The 22,308-nt window shown below is 62.0% G+C and carries 18 protein-coding genes and 2 pseudogenes; 8 read left to right on the top strand and 12 right to left on the bottom strand.

Translation table 11 applies throughout. From position 1 onward, the window contains the following. Positions 1-18: 18 nt before the first annotated feature. The 3 genes from L0U81_RS31445 to tssB form a co-directional block, all read right to left on the bottom strand. Positions 19-516, bottom strand: coding sequence for an Hcp family type VI secretion system effector (locus L0U81_RS31445; RefSeq protein ID WP_233809724.1), 498 nt, complete (start codon positions 514-516; stop codon positions 19-21). A 113-nt stretch (positions 517-629) separates the two neighbouring features. Continuing rightward, entirely contained in the window at positions 630-2,099 is a 1,470-nt protein-coding gene (gene tssC, locus L0U81_RS31440) for a type VI secretion system contractile sheath large subunit (protein ID WP_233809722.1), read from the bottom strand. Positions 2,100-2,121: 22 nt separating this feature from the next. Then, positions 2,122-2,685, bottom strand: coding sequence for a type VI secretion system contractile sheath small subunit (tssB, locus tag L0U81_RS31435; RefSeq protein WP_233809720.1), 564 nt, complete (start codon positions 2,683-2,685; stop codon positions 2,122-2,124). Between the two features lie 601 nt (positions 2,686-3,286). On the opposite strand from tssB, the gene L0U81_RS31430 reads away from it, so the two are divergent. From L0U81_RS31430 to L0U81_RS31405, 6 genes are read left to right on the top strand one after another with little or no spacing between them, the layout of a single operon-like run. Then, entirely contained in the window at positions 3,287-3,703 is a 417-nt protein-coding gene (locus L0U81_RS31430) for a hypothetical protein (protein WP_233809718.1), read from the top strand. A gap of 33 nt (positions 3,704-3,736) precedes the next feature. After that, the gene (gene tssK / locus L0U81_RS31425) at positions 3,737-5,104 is read left to right on the top strand and encodes a type VI secretion system baseplate subunit TssK (RefSeq protein ID WP_233809716.1); all 1,368 of its coding nucleotides are present in this window, start codon (positions 3,737-3,739) and stop codon (positions 5,102-5,104) included. Further along, positions 5,097-6,014 (top strand): DotU family type IV/VI secretion system protein, encoded by a 918-nt coding sequence (locus L0U81_RS31420; RefSeq protein WP_233809714.1) that lies wholly within the window; start codon positions 5,097-5,099, stop codon positions 6,012-6,014. Before tssK ends, L0U81_RS31420 begins: the two co-directional genes overlap by 8 nt. Continuing rightward, complete coding sequence (locus L0U81_RS31415; protein ID WP_233809712.1) at positions 6,011-9,964, top strand: type VI secretion system protein; 3,954 nt, start codon at positions 6,011-6,013, stop codon at positions 9,962-9,964. The genes L0U81_RS31420 and L0U81_RS31415 overlap by 4 nt, the downstream gene beginning before the upstream one ends. Continuing rightward, positions 9,961-11,046 carry a type VI secretion system protein TssA gene (gene tssA, locus L0U81_RS31410; RefSeq protein WP_233809710.1) on the top strand — a complete coding sequence of 362 codons (1,086 nt, stop codon included), beginning with the start codon at positions 9,961-9,963 and terminating at the stop codon, positions 11,044-11,046. The genes L0U81_RS31415 and tssA overlap by 4 nt, the downstream gene beginning before the upstream one ends. 34 nt (positions 11,047-11,080) lie before the next feature. After that, a complete protein-coding gene (locus tag L0U81_RS31405) occupies positions 11,081-12,466 on the top strand; it encodes a hypothetical protein (RefSeq protein WP_233809708.1) in 1,386 nt (461 codons plus the stop codon). Positions 12,467-13,075: 609 nt separating this feature from the next. Here the strand turns inward: L0U81_RS31405 and L0U81_RS31400 are convergent. From L0U81_RS31400 to L0U81_RS31370, 7 genes and pseudogenes are all read right to left on the bottom strand, one after another. Then, a pseudogene (locus tag L0U81_RS31400) lies at positions 13,076-13,234 on the bottom strand (IS66 family transposase); the annotation flags it as partial. A 259-nt stretch (positions 13,235-13,493) separates the two neighbouring features. Next, entirely contained in the window at positions 13,494-14,225 is a 732-nt protein-coding gene (locus L0U81_RS31395; RefSeq protein ID WP_233809706.1) for a LytR/AlgR family response regulator transcription factor, read from the bottom strand. A gap of 1 nt (position 14,226) precedes the next feature. Next, positions 14,227-15,257, bottom strand: a pseudogene (locus L0U81_RS31390) (sensor histidine kinase). A gap of 27 nt (positions 15,258-15,284) precedes the next feature. After that, positions 15,285-16,451, bottom strand: a complete 1,167-nt coding sequence (locus tag L0U81_RS31385; protein ID WP_233809704.1) for a hypothetical protein — start codon at positions 16,449-16,451, stop codon at positions 15,285-15,287. Positions 16,452-16,534: 83 nt separating this feature from the next. Further along, positions 16,535-17,311 carry an outer membrane lipoprotein-sorting protein gene (locus L0U81_RS31380; protein WP_442793472.1) on the bottom strand — a complete coding sequence of 259 codons (777 nt, stop codon included), beginning with the start codon at positions 17,309-17,311 and terminating at the stop codon, positions 16,535-16,537. A gap of 16 nt (positions 17,312-17,327) precedes the next feature. Next, a complete protein-coding gene (locus tag L0U81_RS31375) occupies positions 17,328-18,725 on the bottom strand; it encodes an ABC transporter permease (protein ID WP_233809702.1) in 1,398 nt (465 codons plus the stop codon). Next, positions 18,722-19,429 (bottom strand): ABC transporter ATP-binding protein, encoded by a 708-nt coding sequence (locus L0U81_RS31370; RefSeq protein ID WP_233809700.1) that lies wholly within the window; start codon positions 19,427-19,429, stop codon positions 18,722-18,724. The genes L0U81_RS31375 and L0U81_RS31370 overlap by 4 nt, the downstream gene beginning before the upstream one ends. A gap of 120 nt (positions 19,430-19,549) precedes the next feature. Here L0U81_RS31370 and L0U81_RS31365 point away from each other — a divergent pair, with 120 nt between their 5' ends. Continuing rightward, positions 19,550-19,819: a hypothetical protein gene (locus L0U81_RS31365; RefSeq protein WP_233809698.1), complete on the top strand. Its 270-nt coding sequence runs from the start codon at positions 19,550-19,552 to the stop codon at positions 19,817-19,819. A 513-nt stretch (positions 19,820-20,332) separates the two neighbouring features. Here the strand turns inward: L0U81_RS31365 and L0U81_RS31360 are convergent. Beyond that, entirely contained in the window at positions 20,333-20,515 is a 183-nt protein-coding gene (locus L0U81_RS31360; RefSeq protein WP_233809696.1) for a hypothetical protein, read from the bottom strand. Between the two features lie 260 nt (positions 20,516-20,775). Here L0U81_RS31360 and L0U81_RS31355 point away from each other — a divergent pair, with 260 nt between their 5' ends. Next, on the top strand, positions 20,776-20,976 hold the full coding sequence (locus tag L0U81_RS31355) for a hypothetical protein (protein WP_233809694.1): 201 nt from the start codon (positions 20,776-20,778) through the stop codon (positions 20,974-20,976). An 881-nt stretch (positions 20,977-21,857) separates the two neighbouring features. Here L0U81_RS31355 and L0U81_RS31350 read toward each other — a convergent pair. Beyond that, positions 21,858-22,301 carry an SET domain-containing protein gene (locus tag L0U81_RS31350; protein ID WP_233810089.1) on the bottom strand — a complete coding sequence of 148 codons (444 nt, stop codon included), beginning with the start codon at positions 22,299-22,301 and terminating at the stop codon, positions 21,858-21,860. Positions 22,302-22,308 lie beyond the last annotated feature (7 nt).

The following is a 22,308-nucleotide window of genomic DNA, read 5'->3' as shown; positions in this document are numbered from 1 at the left end:
GGACGGGCGACCTGGACTTTACTTATCGAGCTTGTTGGCGGCCATGTCCCACGTCGATGCCGCCGTACCCTCCTTGGACCCGTCGTCTTTCTGTGCCGTCATTTCCCACTTGATCTTGGTGAAGTTCAGCGAAAGTGTTTCGACGGGCTTGCCGCCCGCACCGCCAGAAACGCTGACGTTACTCAGCACCACGTTGTCGAGGGTATAGGTGATGAACGGCATGATCTTGCCGTCGCTTTCCGCAGCGTTGCGGCCCACCACGACCTTCGCCGTGGCGATGGCTTTGCCGCCGCAGCAGTATTCGTTGAGCGTCGGCGTGGAGACGTCGATGAACTTCGTAACGGTGAACTCACCGACATGCGGCTTGCCCGACGTGCGCTCCGAATTGCTGACGTCGTTGGTCACCTGCATGGCCACATTGTGGCTGTACGACATCAACTCGATCTTGTCCTTGTAGCCCTCCAGTACGCATTCGCCTTTGATGTCTTCACCGAGATCGAGAACGATCGAATCCATGGTGTGCTGCTCCCGAAGCAGAGAGAACCGCACGGGCCGCGATGGCGGCTCCGCGCGCGTTCAGTGGATTGAGGTGGCGACTATGCGCCGATGTCCTGCGGACGACTTGCCGATCATGCGGCCGCCGGCGGCGGCAGCGTTGCGACGAGCCGGATCGACGCGGTGAGTTCCTCGAGCTGGAAGTGCGGCCGCAGGAACACCGTCGCGCGATACGCGCCTGGTTTGCCGGGCACTTCGGTCACGTCGACGCGCGCCTCTCGCAGCGGATACTGCGCCTTGATTTCTTGCGGCGCGTTATCGTTGACGAGCACGTAGTCGGCAATCCACGTGTTCAGGTAGCTGCGCACGTTATCGCGCGTCATGAAGCTGCCCACCTTGTCGCGCATGATGGCCTTGATGTAGTGCGCAAAGCGCGAAGCCGCGAGGATATACGGCAACATCGCCGAAATGCGCGCGTTCGCGGTCGCTTCCGCCGTGTTGTACGCGACCGGCTGGTTCGCCGTCTGGCCGCCGAAGAACACCGCAAGGCCTTCATTCTTCTTGTGCACGAGCGCGATGAAGCCGAGCGCGTCGAGTTCCTTTTCGCGGCGGTCGGTAATGGCCACCTCGGTCGGGCATTTCATGGCCTTGTCGCCCGAGGCCGTCTGGAAGATGTGATCGGGTAGCCGCTCGACGGCGCCGCCGCCTTCCACGCCGCGAATCGCAGCGCACCAGCTGTATTGCGCAAACGCGTTGGTGATGCGCTGCGCGAGCGTATAGGCGGCGTTGCCCCACAGGTACTTCGAGTGGTCCGTGCCGTCCACGTCCTCGAAGAAGTTCATGCCTTCGACCGGATTGCTGTCCGGATGGTACGGGCGGCGCATGAGGACGTGCGGCAGCACGAGCGCGACGTAGCGCGAATCCTCGCTCTTGCGGAATGCGCGCCAGCGATGCATGTCGATCGTTTCGAAGATCTTCGAGAGATCGCGCGGCACGCCGAGTTCCGTGAAACTCGTCATGTCGAAGAGCTGCGGATGCGCGGCCGAAATGAACGGCGCATGCGCGGCCGCCGCAACCGACGCGAGCTTTTCGAGCAGGCTGATGTCCGGGGTCTGGCGCGTGAAGTAGTAATCGCCGACGAGCACGCTAAACGGATGGCCGCCGAACGTACCGTATTCCTCTTCATAGACCTTCTTGAAGAGCGCGCTCGTGTCGACGTCGATCGCCTTCTCGAGGTCGTTCTGCAGATCCTGCTTCGAGGCGTTCAACAGCCGCAGCTTCAGGCGCGAACTCGTTTCGGATCCCTTGACGAGGAAATGCAGACCGCGCCACGTCGATTCGAGCGCCTGCATGTCGGGGTGATGCAGAACCTCGTTGAGCTGCTCGCTGATCAGCTCGTCGATCTTGCTGATATGGTGATTGATCATCGCCACCGTGTCGCGGCTGATGGTCATGTTCTTGTCGAGCACCTGCAGCGCGAACTCGGCGAGCAGTTCGCGCGCATGCTGCTGCTGTTCTTCGTATTGCGCCATGTGGCCATCGTGCACGATGCGATCGAGCAGCGTGACCTGTGCCGCCTGCGGGGCGGCCTGTATATCAGACATGTTTTTCTCCTCGCGTGACAGCTCAGGCAGACGGCGTTTCGCCGGGCGATTCCGGCGCGGCGCCGGGCGACGGCAGTTGTGCCGGCGCGGCATCCTGCGGATGGGCCGCGCGGATTTCGCTCAAGCCCTTCGGGTCGTTCACGACTTCCTGCAGCAGTTGGTCGAGTTCGTCGTTGCCGTCGAGCTTGGTGAGGAGGTCTCGCAAACGCAGGCGCGCATCATATAGCTGCTTGAGCGGCGCGATTTGCTGGACGATGTTGACGGGATCGAAGTCGTCGATGTTCGCGAAGTTGAGCTCGACATTCATCTTGCTGCCGTCGGCGGCGAGCGTATTGTCGACCTGCAATGCGAGACGCGGCGCGACCGACCTCATGACGTCGTTGAAGTTATCGCGGTCGATATCGACAAAACGCCGCTCCGTCATTTTCGGCAGCGGCTCAACGGGCTTTCCGGAAAGATCGGCAAGAATGCCGACAACAAGCGGCAACTCACGCTTTTCAATGGCATTTCCCGTCTCGACGTCGTACGTGATCTGCACACGCGGCGGTCTGTTTCGTTCGAACCAGTGCTGGGTACTGTCGGCCATGCTCACCTCCAAAACGTTCGTTTTTTTATTGCGTTGGATAGCGAAATGAGGCAGTGCGTTTGTCGGATGCGATACAGCACGCCCCGCGCGTGCCTGGCGAAGGGGGAATTGCCGCGTTCATGGTTGGCGCGATGACAGAGGCCCCGTGTCATTGCCGCACTTGACTCGCAGATCGACCGTGAGGACTTTATGCCAGGAAACAGGAAAATTCAAACGATATTTATCGCGCATCGAATTGGATTACCTTCACACGGCTTTAATAATTTCTATGATCATTTGGATTCCTTTCACATTGCCTTAGTGATTCGCCGAATAACCACGGCGTAATAGTCGTTGTTGCGCTAATGCCATTTGCGCTTGTAGACTAGGCGACGCGCGAATTTGCGAGTACGAAAAAGAATGCGTAACGATTAGAAATACGAATCGGAGCGAGACGATTCACATAACGTCTGCGATCATGGCAGACCAGAGACGACGCACACACAATGGGGTTGGCGTAGTGATCACCAGGTTATCGGTCGGCACATCGGCGGTCCGGGGGGCGGGCACACGCGTGACGCCATGCGGCGCTTTACGCGGCTGGTGTCTTGCCGGACTCGCAGTGCTGGGCCTGGCCGCCTGTTCCTCGGCGCTGCCGAAGGTGCAGGTGGACACGCTTGCGATCTCCGTATCGGACCAGGCCAATATCGACACGCCCTTAGCAATAGATGTCGTGCTCGTGCACAATCCGCAACTGCTTGAGGCGCTGCTCAACCTGCCTTCCGCGAAGTGGTTCTCGCAACGTGATCAGTGGCGGCGCGATCATCCGGATGACTTCACCGTCGTGTCCTACGAGGTCGTGCCAGGCCAGCAGATTCCGTCGGCGCCATTCGCTTTTGGCGGCAAACGCGGCGCCGGCGTCGTGGTTTTCGCAAACTATCAAACGCTGGGCGCACATCGCGTGAGGCTGGACACGGGTCCACCTAAAGCGTTGCTGCAACTGGGCGATCAGGACCTGAGCGTGCAGGCCGCACGCTGAAGCAGGGCACTTCGAGGGGACTCAGACTCCGCCATGCGCATCCCATTTCCCGACGCAGTCTGCTGGTTCGACGGCATGCCCTTGCTGCCGCAGCATTTCCAGACCCAGGCGCTGCACGCGGCCGGCCATGCCGCATGGCTGGCCGGTGCCGCGCGCCCGCATTTTTGGGGCGTGCTGACGCTTGAGCACGACGCGGCCGGATTGGCCCAGGGGCTCGTGCGCATCAGCGCGCTGGAAGCGATCCTGGCCGACGGCCTCGTGATTCGCCATACGCCGCACGATCCGATTCTGGAGGTGGACGTGACTCGCGCCTTCAGCGAGCCGGACGAAGCCGTCACGATCTATCTCGCGGTTGCGCCGCTCTATCGCGGCGGACAGATCGACCCGCAGGCAGGACGCTACCGGCAGGCCGAAAGCGCCGATGTGCCGGATCTGGTCTCGGGCGGCGAGCCGGCTTCGATCACGACTTGGTCGCCACGTTTGCATCTGATGACGGATCTCGGGCGCCACGAGTTCGACCGCTTACCGCTCCTGCGTGTCAAACAACAGGGCGGCGGCGTGGCCATCACGGAATTTGCCGCGCCGTGCCCGTTCGTGCAGCCCGATTCATTGCTCGGGCAACGCGTGATGCGTCTCTTGATGCAGATCCGCGAAAAATGCGTTTTTCTGGCTGGACGTCTTCAGGCGGCCCAGCGCGCGGAAGAACTCGACGACGTCGCGCAGATCGAGCGGCAGCTCTGCGCGCTCTGGAGCCGGTTGCCGGAGGTCGAAGCGACGCTTGCCTCGGGCGTCTCGCATCCGGTCGAGCTGCACCGTGTGCTGGCTGGCATGAGCGGCGCGCTCGCGGCGCTGCAACCCGCGCGCGGCGTGCCGGCCTTCCCGGCGTTCGATTACATGGAACTGCTCGCTTCGTTCGATCCGCTGCTCAACTGGCTCAACGAAGCATTGGCGACGATACGGCAAGGTTATCGCGTCCGCGCATTCAACGAAGAAGAGGGCGGCTTCTGGATCGACCCGCCGTTTGACACTGGCGATGGCACGGCGCGCGAACTGGTGATCGGCCTGCGCATGCCCCCCGACGCCAGCGAGCACGACGCGAGCCAGTGGCTCGACCAGGCCGTCGTGGCATCGCGCGCGCACGTACCGACGCTTGCGCGCCAGCGCATGCGCGGTCTGTCGCGGCGGCGCCTCGCGCGCGAGGAACGCGCGACCTACGCGACGGGCAACGATACGGTGCTCTTCGCCGTCGCGATGGAAGACGCGTGGTTCGATCGGGAGCAACCGTTCTGCATCGGAGGCCGGGCAGCGACGCCCGGGCACGCGCCCTGGGCCGTGCAGCTATTCACGCCGACCGGCGAGGAACCCAGGAACGGTCGCCAGCGGCGGGCTGCGCATGCTTGACGCCGGTGACAAGAGCGAGGAGCGTTTGCCGCTCATGCACGCCTTCGTCACGGCTTTCGCGTACGCGGAGCAGGCGCGCGGACGCTACACCATGCCGACCGCGAGCGAGACTGACGCGCACACCGACGTGCAACCCGCTGGGAAACCAGCGGCCGATCCGCACAGCACAGCCGATGCGCTCGCCACGCAACTTCAGGCCGCCACGCGCAAGCTCGCGCGTGACGCGATGGCGTGGACCGGGGCGGCGGGCGAAGCGGACATTGCGGCCGCGCAGTACGCATACGTCGCGCTACTCGACGAGCGGCTGTTGTTTACCGATTGGCCCGGCGCGAGCGCGTGGGAAACGCAGCCGCTCGAGGCGCGCATCTTCGGCACGCGCGCAGCGGGTGAGCGCTTGCCCGACGCCATCGAAACATTGCTCGCGCAGCGCGATCCGGCGCAACGCGACCTCGCGAATGTCTACCTCGCCTGCCTCACACTTGGCTTCAAGGGACTGTTGCGCGGCGAATCCGGCGCGCTGCGCCACGACCAATTGCGTCACGCGCTGTTCGCGTTCTCCGTGCAGCGCGATCCCGAACCCGACCGGATCGGCGCGCCGCTAGAACTCTCCGCACTGGCGCCGCGCGAAACGCGTCCGCTCACGCAGACGTTCCCTGACCGCATGCGCCTCGGGCTCTTGCTCGGGGGCGGCTGCGCGGTGATGGTCGGCATTTCGCATCTCTTGTGGCTCTTCGCGACGGCGCCCGTGCGCACAGCGCTCGACCAGTTCGAAGCGGTGTCGCTCGCGGGGGTACGGTCCGTGCGGGAAGGCGTAGTGACCGTGCCTCGCGTCCAGGCATCGCCATCACACGCGCAATCGGGTGCGCCGGCCGCGGATAACCCAGGTTCGCAACCCGGGGCACGGCCATGACCGACCGGCTCCTCGTGGTGTTGATCGTCCTCATCGCGCTGCTGATCGCGAGCCTGCTGCTAGTGTTGTTGTGGCGCTGGCTTCGCGCGCGCGACGACCGGCGGCCGCAACGCAGTTTCGCCGCAGTCATCCGCGCGGCGCAAGCGGCCATGGGTGTGAATGACGCGTACTCGGTGCCGCGGGTCCTCGCCACCGGCACGCCCGCCACGCTCGATGCGCTCGCGCACAGCTGGCGCCTCGCATCGGCCGGCGAGTCCGGCTGGTTTGGGCGTGTCTGGTATGACGCAGAAGGCATCCTGATCGCCGAGCCGGGCGACGCGCTCGGGGGCAACGCCGAGCGTCAGCGCGGTGCCTGGCGCCGCCTCGTGCGCTCAGTGCTGCGCAGTCGCCCTGGGCGGCCACTTGATGCGCTGCTCTGGGTGATCGCCTACGACACGCTATTCGACGAAAGCGGTGAGATGCGCACCGATACCCAAGCCGCGATCGAGGCCTCACGCACGCTGCTGACGCTCCAGCGTCAATTCGGCCAGATGCTGCCGATCTATGTCGTCGTGAGCGGGTGCGACGCGCTGCCGGGCTTCGACACGCTCGCCGCGCGACTGCGGCGTGACCGGATCGAGATGCCGCTCGGCTGGACTTCGCCTTATGCGCTGCGGCGTAGCTTCGAGACTGCGTGGGTCGACGAGGCGTTTGCTGGCATGTGCAGCGCGCTCGCGTCGACCATCACCGAACTCGGCACACTGGACGGTTCACTGAGCGGCGATGTGTTCCTGTTGCCGCGACGGCTCGACGGATTGCGCGAGCCGCTACGCGAATACATCGACCCGGCATTGCGCGGCGCCGCTGACGGCACCGCGCCGTTGTTCCGCGGCATCTGGTGTATCGGCGAAGTGCCGCGCGCGGATGCATCCGACGTCGTCGATACCGGTGGCGGGCCGTTGCTTGAAGCGCCACGCGCCGCCGCGCCGGCATTCGCCGCGCCGGCATTCGCCGCGCGCCTATGGCACGACCTGCTGATGCCAGGGCAGGGACTTGCCGTAGCGATTCCACGCGTGCTGGCAATGCGTACGCGGCGGCATCGCGTGATTACATATAGTGCGATCGCGATCGCTTTCTGCTGGTGCGTGGGGCTCGGCGTGGCGACGTGGCGCGTGCGCAGCGATGCGCGCGCGCTCGCGACCAGCTACGACACGCTAACGATGGCGAGCGTCGCGTGGCGCGATTCGCGCGGCGGCGATACGGCGGCGGCCCACGCGCTCGGCAGCGTGGCCGACGCCTTGACCCACGTGCCGCGCTGGCAGCTCTCGACGCCGTTCATGCCGCTTTCCTGGTTCGGCCTCCACGATCGACTCGAACAGGCCCAGTACCACGTGCTGAGCGGGCTCGTGTTCGAACCGCTGCACGAACGGCTCGTCAGCCGTCTAGCCGAACTGGGCTGCGCGGATGCCGCCGACCCATCCGCGAACGAGGCCGCGAATGGAGCCACGAGTACGAACGCGGCAGACGCGGCGCCACGGCCCCAGGATCTGCCGGAGTACGTGTCCGGCACGCAGCTCGTGACAAACGCGACACAGCTTGAGCGCCTCATCGCAAGCTATAACGAACTCGCCGAGCCGGGAGGCGGCAACGCGGTGATGCTCGCGCAGCTCATGCGCGGCGCTGTCGGCGTGAACCTGCCGCCCGATCACATCGTCGACCGGGCAGGGCTTGACGAGGCCGTGCGCGAGATCGGTGCCGAATCGGGCACGCTGCCGTGGGACGGCCCGAACGTGCTCGCCGCGCAAGCGCGTGCGAGCGTGTGCTTCGAAAGTGCGTTCGACCACTGGTTCGACGACATCTATCTCGACTCGTCGCTCACGGACAACGCCGCGCGGATCCAGACCACACTGACCGATCTGAAGACGCCGGGCGCATCGCCCACGACCGACGTGCTCGCAGATCTGGCCACGCGTATCGACACGCTCGCGAACCAGGTCGAAACGGCCGATCACGGCTGGGCCGGAGCCCACGGACAGGAACTCGTACCCGGGCTCACTGCGACCTTGGATACCGCAAAGCACCTGCATCTGATCGGCGCAACGCCCGTGGATGCCGTAATCAAACATGAGCAGGCCAGGCAGCGCGCCTTTGCCGAACGCTGGCTCGCGAGCGGCAACCTGCCCGGCGTGCTCAGCTCCAATCCTGCGAGCGGCCTGCGGCTTGCCGCCGATCTGCTGCCATTGCGCGACGCGCTGCGCACACTGCTCGATCAGCCGTTCGTGTCCGGCGAATCGAGCGGGGCCTCCGAGATCCGGGGCGTCGATACCGCTTCGGCACAGCGCGCGCTGACGGTGCTCGCGACATACCGGCAGTACGTCGCGGGGCCGCTCGCGCAAGCGCCTGAAACATGGCGCGGCGCATTGCTGGCAGCGGCCGGCAATTCGACCGTGCACAGCATGATCATGGCGCTGTCGGCGCCTCCTGGGCACGGCGCGCCCGAAAACGTCGCGTTCGCGACGCAGGCGCAGCACCCGTCCTTCGACACACTGCGCAAGAACGCGCTCGACCTCGTCGAAGCGTTCGATTCACTCGGCCGTCCGGATCTTGCGCAGGCGGTGGTACTGCGCGTGAGCGATAACGCGCTCGACGTCCTGCGCTCGACCGATGCCCAGTTGCAATCGCTCGAACCGTTCCGGCCGCCCCGCGGTGATTTCTCGGCCTGGAACGGCAGCCCTGGCGGATCGCAGCGGGCATTCGCTGCCGCAACACCTGAAGCACTCCAAACTTATCTCGCCGCGCAGGCAGGGGCGGTGGCCGACACGGCAGGCGGCGCATCGAGCGCACTCGACTGGCTCGTCACGCAAAACCCGCCGCTCGCCCCCGCGGACGCCCGGCTCGTTGCGCGCTGGAAGGCGCTCTTCGCCGACCTCGCGCAGTACCGCGCGAAGAGCCCCGCGAGCGCGCTGGTGGCGGTGCCGTCCCTGATCGCCAATCAGCTCGACAAAATGGACCTCGACATCTGCAGTGCGTCACTCGCCCAGGCCGACGTTCCCGACACGAACGATATCGTCGCGAGCGCGGGCACGCGGCTCATTTCCTCGGCGCGCGAGCGCTGCTACCGGCTGCAGATCGGCACGGGGCTGGGCGCATACGATCAACTGCGTGCCGCGTTCGCGCGCGACCTGGCCGGGCGCTTCCCGTTTGCCGCCGATGCGAACGCACCAGCGGCCGACCTTCGGCAGACAACGGCCTTCGTTGCGCTACTGGACGCGAGACTCGCTGATGCGCAACGTGGCATGAGCGCGGCGGCCGCAAGCGGCGCTGCGCACTCTGACGCGCAGCAGTTTCTGGCGGAACTGGCGCTCGCGAAGCCGTGGCTCGATGCGCTTGCAGCGCGAGGAGCGGACGGCGCCCCCTTGGGCGTCGACGTGACGGTCGAGTGGCGCATCGACCGCGCCGATGAAGCGGGCGCCGATCAGGTGATCCAGTGGTCACTCGCGAGCGGCACTCAGATGCTCACGTGGCCTGCCGTGGGCGGCACGCCGCTGCGCTGGGCGCCGGGGCAACCCGTTGCCCTCGGTTTGCGCTGGGCGAAGGACAGCCCCTGGCGACCGATGCAGGACGCCGCGCAGCCGACGCTTTCGATCGAAGGCGAAGACGCCACCTGGGCGGCGAACGACCCGTGGGCACTCCTGCGACTGATCCGCCTGCACGCAGTGCCGGGAGAGGGTGCGGAAGGCATCGCACGCATGCTTCTGAGCGTTCCTGTGCGCGACCGCAAAGGCGCCACTCAGACTGCGCGCATGTTCATGCGGGTGGACATGGCCGGGGCATCGAAGACCGCGCTCCTGTATCCGGATCTGCCGTATTCGGCGCCGGGGCTCGGTACGCCCGGCACCTACGTGCCTCGAACCACGAGTTACAGGCGACGACCGGCCAATGAGACAACGGCGCAGACGGGGCGCGAATGAATCCGATATTCGACATTGAAGCACTGCTCCAGCCGATATCGAGCGACCTGCCCGCGGGCGTTTCGCTGCTTCACGATCCCGCCGTCGCGGCGATCAAGGAGGCCCGCCGCGAGGATGACTCGACATTGCCGCTCGGAGTCTGGCAAAGCGAGCTAAAGGTCGCGGACTGGGCCGCAGTCGAAATGGGATGTCGCACGCTGCTGATCGAACGCAGCAAGGACCTGATGCTCGCCGCGTGGCTGGGCGAAAGCTGGCTGCTTCGGCATGGCTGCACGGCGCTGCCGGTTTGTTTTGATTTGGTCTACGAATTGTGTGCCCGTTATTGGGAGACGCTGCACCCATTACCGCGTGATGGCGATTTTTCCTATCGGACTGCGCCGCTGGAGTGGGTCGAGCGGAACTATCCGGCCCTGCTCGAGGGACGCATCGGTCTATGTGCGGGGCCGAACGGCTCCACATTGACGCTGGCGCGCTGGGAGCGTGCCCAGCGCGAAACCGTTGCTCTTAAGGATCGCAAGGATGTTCCGGCCGCCAAGCGCGAGGAATCCGCGCGCGCGATGGCGGAACTGATCAAGGCCGTACAGGCGGCTTCGCCGGCCGCTCTATTGGACCAGCTCCAGGCGATTGGCGCCGCTCGGGCGGCCGTCGAGAAACTCAACACGTGGTGCGACGAGGCGCTCGGTGCCGAAGCACCGGGATTCGCGCGGACGAAGAGCACGCTCGGCACGATGGACGGGCTCTTGCGGACGTGGCTCACGATGCATCACAACTGGAAGGAAGATGCGATGGTTGAAGTCGCGCCGATTCAGGTGGCGTCCGCGTCCGCCGACGCCGCACAGGAAATACGTGCAACCGCGCCGCCTGGTGTGCCGCAGTCGCGCGGCGAGGCGTATCGAATGCTTGCCGTTATTGCGGAGTACTTGATGCGCTATGAGCCGCACAGTCCCGTGCCTTATATGCTCAAGCGGGCAGTGGATTGGGGCGGGAAACCGCTGCCTGAGTTGCTGATGGAGTTGATGGCCGGGGAGAATGGCAGGGCGTTGGCGGGGGCGTTGGGGTTGTTGCCGGAGGGTGCGCAGTAGAGACAGGACCGATCTGAATCGAGGGAAAAGCGCCATGAGAGAAAAATATCTATACGTCGAGGCAACCGGACTGACCGACGAGCCGAAAACGCTCAGTACTTACGCCGCAAGCTTCTTCGGAAATCGAAAAACCACCCGAAAAAACGATGCGACAGTGGCGTCTAAGGTGCTAGTCGCGGCGCTGGCGAAGAAAGGTGGATCCACCACGACGGCGTTGATAGCTTATGAGTCGGCTCATCTCGAGATCGGTACGACGCCGGTCTCGACCGTGCAGACCAAGCTCCGTGACTGGATCAATCTGCAGCGTAGCGTCAACAAACCGCCACTAAAGATTTGGGGCAAGCCCGAACCGCTGCCGGTTCTCGAAATCTCGTTCGAGCCGGCCACGCCGACGGCCCAAGACCTCGTCATGGAGGTGAGAGCGAAAATCGGCTTGCAGCCTGCCGCGACTTGCATCGGCTACGTTTATATCGGCGATGGCCGGTTCGAAGCGCCGAATCCAGCGCTGCAGCCGCCCGGTGCACTCAACGCGGTGTGTACGAGGCGCGGATTTCCAGGTCAACACTACATTCGTTACAACCATCGAGGCACCGTGCGTTATGTACGGCGGTACGTAATCCGAGGCCTCAACCAAAGCGACGCCAGGCGCCTTGCAGCAAGTGAAGCATTGACGCCGCCTGAGAGCGGGAACGAGGCGCAACCAAACGAAATCGTGGATAAGCGACCAAGCCTGGAAAAGAATGCCGAAAGGCACGACGTCAAAATTCGTACCCAATTGACGTTGGAACAGCAACTCCTGAGTCACACGCGAGGCTGGAAAAAACGCTTCGTCTCGACGACGACGACTCAGCGCACCGTTTATTCGACCAGGGGCACGGAGTTTCTTAGTGTCTTTGGTGCGGTCATCATCGACCTCGCATTCGTCGACCCGGATACCATTTTCGATCTCCATACACCAGCCGCTCTGGGCACGTTTGGTGCGAGCGGCGCCAATTTGCACACAAAGAGGAACGATCCGTATGAAGAGGAGCGGCGGCTCGCCGCGCGAGACGTCGTTCGAACAAGGGAACTGCTGATTCATAATCAAGTGCCGTTCAACTCAATCAAGTTTGCCGACGACGGTGACCGGGTTGTCGGTGTCTCGTGTAACAGCGAAGGCACTGCAAAATTTTTATTCCAGGCGGTCGAAGCTGCGTGGAAGAAGCTAGGACCAACACCTCCCAGTTACAAAACAACTGAGACGCTTGAGTATCCGTGGGAAGGGCGATGGTATAAGTTCTACCTGTTCGCTACAGCCGCGGATGCGGAACGCTGCCTCAGCGCGTTCGAGTTCGCGCTTCCGTACAGCCAGGGCGAGCGCTTCAAGACATTCAAATTTCCGGCTCAACTGCCGGCGGGATACGACCGCAGTGCCACCTAGGCGGAAACGCCAGGTACAAAATTCTGCAAAGAGCGGGAACAAATTTCTGCAAACCAACGGAGAGCGTAGGTCTACACAATTTTGTTCCCCAACATTGTTCGCTTGGATCGGTCTCCGGCGACCGGCAGAAACAAATTTTTGAAAGAATATTTGCATAATTTTGTTCCGCTGCCCACCAGTTGACGCAATCTTGTAGCGTTTTTGATCTTACTGCCGGGATTGACATCCCGGCAGTATCCGCTACGAACCCCCAGTGTGCCTTCGAGGCACCAGGAGGATGCGAGTCTACGGCTATCAGTGGGGGGCGTTGGCCGATGGCATGTCGCGGATGAGGGACCGCCTCCGACCCAGGTCGTGTGAAAACGCAGGCTAAACGTGAGGTTCGAGAAAGGCGACCCTTCAGATCGCGCTGTATCGGCTTGGCAGTGGGTTTGGAAGGGTAAAGCGACACCCGAAAACCGAGTACTTTTGCGTTTCCAGACGGTCTCGACCCGTTGCGGTCGTTCGACACGTGACGCCCAGCGAAGCTGCTGTTGGCTCCTCAACTCGTGAACGGCTGGTATTGGGTGGTTCAGCCGAAAGGCGACTAATGCTGATCGTGAAACGCCCCTGTCGCTCGTCCGCATTCAATTCTGCTGCGTCACGCTCGATGTGGCAAAGCACTGAGAAGAATGGAAGGGCGTGCCGCGCAACCTGACTGCTGTGGTTGGCGTCCAACTCGAAGAACTTTCGGCGGGCATGAGCCGCGCATCCGATTTCGGCGACGCCCTGACGGCGGCCAGCAACGCCGACCCTAGCACGATGGAAAAGCTGTCCAGCGCTCGCGCTACGAACTCGCGCGCGGTGTTCGCGCGCCGCGTTGGGAATAGACGCAGGCCCGCACGGACCAGAATCGGGTCGCCCAATGCCTAACCTACAAGACGTAGCCTTGTGTTGTGTCCAGCGACTACTGGCCCCGTGCGTCAGCCCTTTCCGACGGACCACTTGCGACGGCGAAACGCTATCTCCAATGCGTTGGCGTTGGCGCTCACATTTGCTTGAAGAGGCCAACGCAAGCGCGACTGACCGGCAAGAGATCCGCACAGCCAACCAAATGAATACGGAACCGGCCGAGCAGATCGCGTTCAACCCGGTCAATTGCCGCATACGCCACGATGGCGCTTCGATGCACTTGCGCAAAACTGTCGGCGTCGAGACGGGGCACCAGATCTTTGAGTGACGTCCGGATAATGTGTCTACGCTCGCGGGTCACGACTTCCGTGTACTTGTCGGTCGCCTTGAAGTACAGGACGTCGTCGATCGACACCAGATGGGTCGCATCTTTCAGCCCTACCGTCAGCCATTTTATCGGCGCGGCGTCATTGGCCGAAACGATGGACGCTGTGTTGGTGAGATCTGGGGCAAGCCGGTTGCCGCGTTGCAATTTCGCAATGCAGCGGAGGAGCCGCTCGTCGTTCAGCGGCTTCAGAAGATAGTCGACGGCCGAAGTTTCAAAAGCTTGTACCGCGTACTCGTCGTAAGCGGTGACGAATACCGCTCGTGTGTTCGAAAGCAATCGCGCTATCTGGAGTCCGTCGACACCGGGCATCCGGATGTCGAGAAAAGCAAAATCCGGTTGTTTGGCATTCAACTCAGCTAACGCGTCCACGCCGTTATCCGATATCGCGACGATCTGTAGCTCTGGCCAGAAGTGCGCCAGACGCGAAGCGAGTTCGGCGGACAGGTTCGGTTCATCGTCGGCGATCAGGGCAGTTGGCATATCAAGGCATTGGAATAAGCAGCATCGCGGTCACGCCACGCGACGCATTCGAGTAGACGGATAACGATGCAGTCTCGCCGTAAAGGCTTTGAAGGCGAGTACGTACGTTCGCCAGCCCAACGCCACCATGCAGTCTGGTGCTGTTGCCGAGACCCCCCCTGTATCGACCACGCTCAACCTTAAAACCCCTTGTTCCTGATGGCCGGTGATAATAATCTCACCGCCGTGAATGGCAGGCTCGATGCCGTGAATCACGGCGTTTTCGACGAGCGGCTGCAGAAGTAACGGCGGGAGCGCTATCTCGTGAAGCGCTTCCGGGACAGAAATGGTATATCGCAACCGCTTCTCGAGTCGCATGCAAGCAATGCTGAGCAGAGCCTCAACGAGTTCGAGTTCCTCGTTGAGGCGCGACACGGGCTTGCGCGTGCGCCCGAGACGTGCGCGCAAATAGCGGTTGAGACTGTCGAGCATGGTCGACGCGCGTGCCGAGTCGCACTCGATCAGGCTCTGAACATTCGCCAGCGTGTTGAAAAGAAAATGCGGCTCTATCTGCGCCTGGAGCAGCGCGAGACGCGCGGCAGTTTCCGATTGCTTTGATTCAGCCGCCTCCCTGCGCTGGCTTTCGAGCGCGGCACGCATGTGGGAAGCGCGGACGAGCACCGAGGTGAAGGCGCAGAGAAGCGCCGTCATCAGAAAGGATGGCGCGAACTCGAGCCACGTCGCCATACTGGTATGTTCGAGAAGCGGTGGCACATGTGTGTCCGTCATCCCAGCGAGTTCCACGCCGACCACGACGCTAACGGGCGCGATGAACAATATCTGTTTAAGCATGCCGAGTCTGCCGTTGGCGAGCCGACTTACCAGTTCGTTGAGAAAGAGCGCGGTGAATCCGATAGCGTTCGAAATTATCAGATACGAAATAAGCGGTGCTTTACGACTGCCGGCCCAAAAATTCACCGCGATAAGGCAATTCAGCAGCACGTAGCTAGTCAGGAAAGCGGCTCGGCCCTTTCGGCTCGTTCCAAATCCCATCGATGTAGCTAATCTGATTTGCATAGCTCAGTAGTAGAAGGTCATCAGTGCTTGCACGATTTGCGATTGCGTTTGCGCACCGTAGTTACTGTACGATGCCCCGTGGTTGGTCTGCCATTGCAGCGCGAGATCGGTGCGCGGCCAATGGTAGCGCGTTTCGAGCCATGTGAAGTAGCTATGATCCACCAGGTCGAAGCGCGCCATGGCGGAGAGATCGAGATGGCGCACGAACGCATCTTGCCAGCTTGCATAGAGGAAGAGCGACTGCCGGGTCGTCAATTCCTGGGTGCTTGCCGCTGTGTTGCGATATTGCCAGTAGCGCTCTGGATCACCGGCCAGCGCGTCCCAGGTTGCGCGATCCGCGCTAATGCCGTCGTAATCGTATTCGAGGGTTACGGAAAGCTTGTTGGGGAAGGTGTGCGTGAGTCCGGTTGCCAGTTTCGAATGGAAGCTCGCCGGCTGCGAAGGGTACGCGAGCTCATTGCTGCGCCCTCCAGAGTATTCGACAAATCCGACGGTCGAATCGCCGAGCAGCGTGGTCAGGTTGACGCCGATTTGCGGCGCGATTCCAGCACCGCCGTAAAGCAGCCATTGAGGCGCGAACTCGCCGAATAGACGCTGGGTCCCACTGAGCATGTACCGGAAGTTCTGGTTCGTCGCGCCGAAATCTGGATTGAAAGGCGCATCGCTCGGGTTGTTCTGGAGCGGCGGTGAGACGAGCGCGGACATCGAACCGCCGGCCCATAGCAGTTGGCTACGCAGCATCACACTGCCCTGGCGGTTCTCTCGGAGGCTGGCGGGGTCGATAGACACGACGGAACGTATCGCATTGGTTTTGAAAAAGTCTGTTGGATTGAAACCCGTGGCGACGCCTTCGCGCAGGTTGATACGGCCAGCATCGACAATCATCGCCTGGCTGGGTTGCCAACTCAGATAGGCCTGTTTCAACGTGTTGACGATGTTGTATTGCCCTGAAGCGCTGCGCCAACCGGCATCCACGCGATTGGACAACACAGCTTGCCAATCGCTCGCCAGTTTGCCGTTGTAATCGACGCTTGCAGAAACACGGGCGTTGTCGTTGAGCTGTACGTTGTTGGTCTGGCTTACCGACGAATAGTTGCCTGCGGCGAATTCGAATGCCGCCTGCCAATCGCTGTGACTGACCGGCGTGGCGGTCGCCGAATCGGCAAGCATTAGTGCGTCTGCGTCGCCCGACGCCATGGCCGGGCTCGCCGCAGACAGACACCCTAACGCGATCGCGATCAAAAGGCGCACTCTTACTGCGATTTGAAACGCGAAAGGTACGCACGTTGCAGCCACGCATCGGGTATATCGCGCCACGCGTAGTCGCCATAACGCATGACGGTGACCCAGGCGGGATCGAGGCCGTCGATGATGATCATTTCAGTCGGCCGCGTCATGCCGAGTGCCGTCTGGAATCGACGGAAATACGTGGTTTTCAGTAAGTTGCCGCTCTCCGACATGAAGCGGGCCTTGATCGGCCATTTGCTCGCGCTGTCGATCCAGAGTTCGATGGCGTGATAGGTCACGTCCGGCGTACGCGCAGTCAGGTCCAGTTTGTAGCAGTGCCGGGTCTGACGGTCGCCGTCGGCGATATCTTCCTCGCCGCTCAGCCTCGCGTCGTAGTCTTTCGCCCAGTTCACGGTCACGACGTCACCATTGGACGCTTGTCCCAACAGGCGCTGTTGCGGTGACAGGCGCACACTTGCCTGGCTCGACGGGTCGTAGAACCAGAGGTCGTTGCCGTTCTTGAGCAACAGCTTGTTCGTGTCGCGAGCGGGACTCTGGAACTGGACGAGACTCCTGAACTGGCCGTCGGCCGGATCGGCTTTCGAATACACGGTCAACACGTCGGTCGCCGTTTGCTGCCCCTGACGAAACTCGATGAGGGTTGTGGTCAGGCTGAACGGCTTGTCGGGATTGCGGATGGCGTCACTGTCCATCAGCAGTTGTTGCGCTGAAGGCGCGGCGCAGACGGCGGTCGATGCCATCAGCAGTGCGCCGGCACGCGTAATGAGCGATGTGAGCTTCATGGTGGTGTCCGATGTATCAGGCGAAGCGCAGCGAATCGACGATGGGCATACGGGCTGCCCGGCGAGCAGGCCACCATGCCGAGAATGTTGCTACCAGCACCACACCAACCGCGTAACGCGCGATCATGGCGATCTCCCCCCATACGCGTACTGTCAACGCCACGGGTTCAGTCTGGCCAGGCGGTACCCAATGCAGGCCGGCGTGATTGATAAGAGCACCGGCCCCAAGGGCACACAAGACACCAACGGCAGCACCGCAGACGCCAAGCAGAAAGCCCTCGTAGACGAACATCCGGCGGATTCCAGCGCGCCGCACGCCGATTGCGCGCAATGTGCCGATTTCATTGGTTCGCTCCATGACCGCCATATTCATCGTATTGCTGACAGTGAACATGACGACGGTCGCGATCAGCACGGCAATGAAGCCGAAGACCGCGCCGAACATGCCGGTAATCTGGCCGTATTGCGCGTTGAGCGTGGCGAAATCCAGAACTTCGAGGGGCTCACCTTGCAACGACGATGAGAGCAACGCGTTCAGGCGTGCTCGCGCTTGCGGCAACTGATCCGTGTGATGAAGCTGCAACTCGATTGCCGTCACTTTGGATTGCCCACCGCCGTAGACCAGCCGCTGCGCTTGGGGAAGATGCAGTTGCACGAACATGTCGTCGACTTCTTTCACGCCCTGACGCTGCGCCTGGACGACATTCAATTCAGCGATATTGGGTGCGCCATAGGCATTCGATGCCAGCAACTCGATGTGGGCACTGGGTGTTTTAGGCTTGGCTGCGGTTTCATTGGCTGATAGCGCGGCAATGTCGGGCGGCGCGGCGGCGACCGTTTTCACCTGGACGGGGGCTTGCGCATCCTGTCCGGTGCAGTGGGGCACGTCGAGTTTGTCGCACAGGCGCAGTACGCGCGCCACCCCTGTACCAATCACCGCGGCGTCGGGGCCGCTGTCCGTTAGCTTCAACTGGCGGGGGCGGTCGGGAAACCCGTAATCATTCCACGTCCGCATGCGATTCTGATCGGCGACGACCATGCCGACACCGAACACGGTGCGCGATACACCGGCGGAAAAATTGCCGGCAATGCCGTTAATGGACAGGACCGGGGTAATGACTGTCACCAGCGATGCCAGCTGCGGATCACCGCGCAGTACGTCGATGACATGTTCATAGTTGTCGATGCCGTAAGACACGGGGTCGCCACTGCCGTACAGAAAGTAATTGCTGTGCTGCAATTGCAGATGGCCGCTCTGCCTGACGTAGTTGCTTTGCAGTCCGTAATTGATGTCCGTTGTGTAGCCGCCGAACAGGAGTACCGCGGCGAGGCCGCTGACCATGGCCAGCATCGTGGTCGAAGAACGGCGCCGGTTGCGTAGCAGGTTGCGGAAAGCGAGGAGGAGGGTTTTCATGATGGTTGTCCTTCGACTGTTTCGGCGCGACGGATTTCGACGACGCGGCCGTCGCGGATCACCACGACGTCATCCGCGCACGCGAGCACCTGCGGATCGTGTGAAGAAAACACGAATGAAGTCTGGCGCTCGAGTTGCATGTCTCGCATGAGCTTGATGATGGCTGTGCCGCTTGCGCTGTCCAGATTCGCGGTCGGTTCGTCGGCCAGCACCAGGGACGGACCCGTGACTAGCGCGCGGGCAATCGCGACGCGTTGCTGCTGGCCGCCCGATAGTTCGCCCGGCAGACGGTGGGCTTTATCGACGAGACCCACTGCGTTGAGCAGGTCGAGGGAACGTTTGCGACGCTCCGCCCTGGATGCGCCCAGCAGCACCAGCGGGTACTCGACGTTCTCGTATGCGCTGAGCACGGGGAGCAGATTGAACGACTGGAAGACAAAGCCGATATGACGCGCCCTGAAATCCGCAAGGCGGTCATCGGTCATCGCTTTAATGGATTCACCTGCTACGGTCAGATCGCCGCTAGTGACGCGATCGAGGCCGCCTAGCAGATTCAGCAAGGTTGTCTTGCCGCTGCCCGACGGGCCGGATAGCACGGTAAAGCGGCTGTCGGCGATGTCGAATGACCCGTTGGCCACTGCCACGACCGCAGCAGCTCCCTCACCATAGATTCTCGTTACCGCCCTCAAGCTGGCTGCGATCATGTGTAGCTCCAGTGTGGAATGACAGCGCGAGCTTAGGTAACAACACCGGCGACCGGTGGGCGGTGCGATGAGCAGTTCTCGAGGCCGACGAATCGCAGATACGGCCGATGGAGGATCGCAATGTGGAACCGCGTGCGATTGGCGGGAAGTGCGATGGCGATGCTGAATTGCGCTGCGTCGCCTGACGAAGTCGGTGTGCTGCCGTATGCGCCGATGTCCGAGTCGGCCCGTGATGTAAAAGTCGGAATTCGTCAACCAGTGTCCTGGTTGAACGCGGTGCCCGCGTCGGTCATCTTACGTCCGGTGCCAATCGGGGTGCTTGCGACGCTCGTTCGCTCCGGTGCAAGCATTGCTGTCGCGTTTGACAAGGCAAGTCGCGCTAAGGACTGACGGCGTGCGTCATGACATTGCTTCTCTGTATCGAGACAGAGTCAACGCCACGACGCCCGATAACAGACGTGACCGTTCTATGGGTCGCGCAGCAATCATCTGAAATGACCTATCACTTGCCCGCTGCCTCAACAGATTGAATGGCCGCATGCCCTGCAAACAGCCCTCGCCTCTACGCGGCCGCGTAGGACCGCATCGGGTCGACAAGACTCTTTCGCCATTCGCGTGAATGGTCATTCACTTCCCGTTGATAACCACCGATGGTGAACGGCTATTAGGGCTGATTTCTTTTCCGGACGGAGCATGAGTGCGGTCTCACGCGTGCAGCGCCCCGACCTCCCGCAGCGAGGCCGGTTTTGCCCACGTTCGCCAATTGAGACAATGACTTTCCTTTTGGCGGATGCCGTTGATTATCAACCGAGTGAAGATAGAGGGTATGTTCGCGAGCGACGCATAGCCTAGGTTTTCCCGGATAAGGCGCGGATTCAGGTTACCGTCGGCCATGTGCGAGCCTCAGATGCAGCGCAGCCGGTAGGTCGAGACACGCTCGAACTGTGCCGCACGCCCGGCAAATGCATCGCTCGCAAGTTCAGTTGTTCCGCAGCGGCGAGGAAAATTCCTTTCGCGGTTGTATTCAATGCGGCTCGCATGAGGGGCTTCATGGATTTGCCCAGCAGCGGGCAGCGGCTCAGGCACGACCGCCACGCCAAAGCAAGCTACAGCACAGTCACCACAACCGATGGCCGGAGACGTAAGGCAGCACGGGCGACCACCTGTCAGTTGCTTGCCGACACCGCGCGCCCGCATGCTGGGCGCAGCCCAACTCGCGTCGTCGTGCTTCACGCTGCGACGGCCTCCGTGCGGACCAAGCCCGGATGGCATAACACCTGCATGGTGTACCGCGTGCGACCGGCCGCTTGACACCCCTGCAATCTTCCTGTTCAAGGAGATACACCATGAACACGTTGAACATCCACGATCTCGACAAATTCGTAGAGCTCGATCACGAAAAGATGGCCGAGATTCAAGGTGGCCGAATGAAACTCCCGGGCGTGTCGGGTGGTTCGATACTTACCTCCGCCGACGGCGACCCCGTTGGCGTGTATGTCGACGGCGTGCTGCAAAACTCCGTGGTCGACGGCTACTACCACGGCTGATAGTAGGGGGCGCACAACCTTGTGCGCCCCTTGCATTGACCAACGCCGCCAGGCACGCGCAAGCGGTGCATCATTTTTAGAGATGACCGGATTCCAGTGTTACTGCCGTGAGGCAGTGAGCGCGCACGGAGGGGGCGCTCACTCGGCGCATCGTTCGGTCGTTCTGACGTGGGCCTCGCACAAGCAAACAGCCCTACACAACGTAAAGAAATAAATCCGAATCAATCCGGCCTACCTCTCAAAGATATTGTCGATCTTTACGTTCGCGTGTACGACCAAATGTCCAAGGACGGTACTTCTCAGAGGCCTTCGATACGAGCGTGTGGACGCAGGGTGTTCGACGCAAGTCTATGGTTGAGTGGGATGTTCTACTTTTATCTTGCAACTGTCCATGTCGTTTTGCGGAAACAGCAGCAGAGTCGCGCAGGTCAATCTACGGACGAACAGGTCACAGGCACGTCAGAACAGAGGCGACCGAGCGCAGGAGTACGACCGCATTGCCGTTGGAACCGGTCGACGCGGGGCGTGCTGCGTTGAATACCGGTTCCGGGTCAAGAGTACGCATCCACGGACGGCGAGCACGAGATTCGCAGCTACAGAGATCCGAATGGCAGAAGAGCGACCTGAAGCGGCCTCACGATCGACGAGGATCGAATGTCAACAACAATGGCCGAAATTTTGTCACCCGAAAGCCGGTGCCAATGGCTGAAGCGCCTCCGGTACCTGCCGTTGAAGCTCCTACGGCACGTTCAGTGGCTGTCAGTCCGACAATCGGCATTCGTTGGCGCTCCCCGGAGCAGCCGCAGCGCGACGCCAGATGAGCGCGTATGACGAGCCGGGGATCGGAGCAGCCTGCCAAGGAAGCGGAAAGGCCACAGTCGCTATGACTGACCCGCGCCTGGCATCGATTGCCTGCACGCCGAAGCGCCACAACGACATGAGTACTGGACACGCACTTCTTCTGTAACCTCGCTGTCGACGGCAAGGCCGTAGTCGATGAACAACTCCTCGCCCGCAGCAATAGCGACGAGCGCGTGAATGAACACACGGTCGCCGACCTCGATCGCTTCGCAGTTTGGCATGCAGGCATGGTTGAGGAAACGCGCACTGTTCCCGCCGCGGCTGCCATCGATCACGCGTCCGCTGCTCAGGCCGAACACGAAGGTATGTCCGGCCACCGATTGCTGGCGGGCGGCTGCACGACGCCAGGTGGTGACGTCACCCTTGTATTCGATCAGTCGCTCACCGGCGGCAAGCGGCCGCAATGCGAACAGCCCCTTGCCGTGCACCGGTGAGCGCCGTGCCGTGATACGTCGCAGTCGCATTGCGTTG

Origin of the sequence: Paraburkholderia sp. HP33-1 (assembly GCF_021390595.1) — a bacterium.
Lineage (GTDB): Bacteria > Pseudomonadota > Gammaproteobacteria > Burkholderiales > Burkholderiaceae > Paraburkholderia.
Note: the sequence above shows the minus strand (reverse complement) of the source record. Positions and strands in the feature narration are given on the sequence as shown.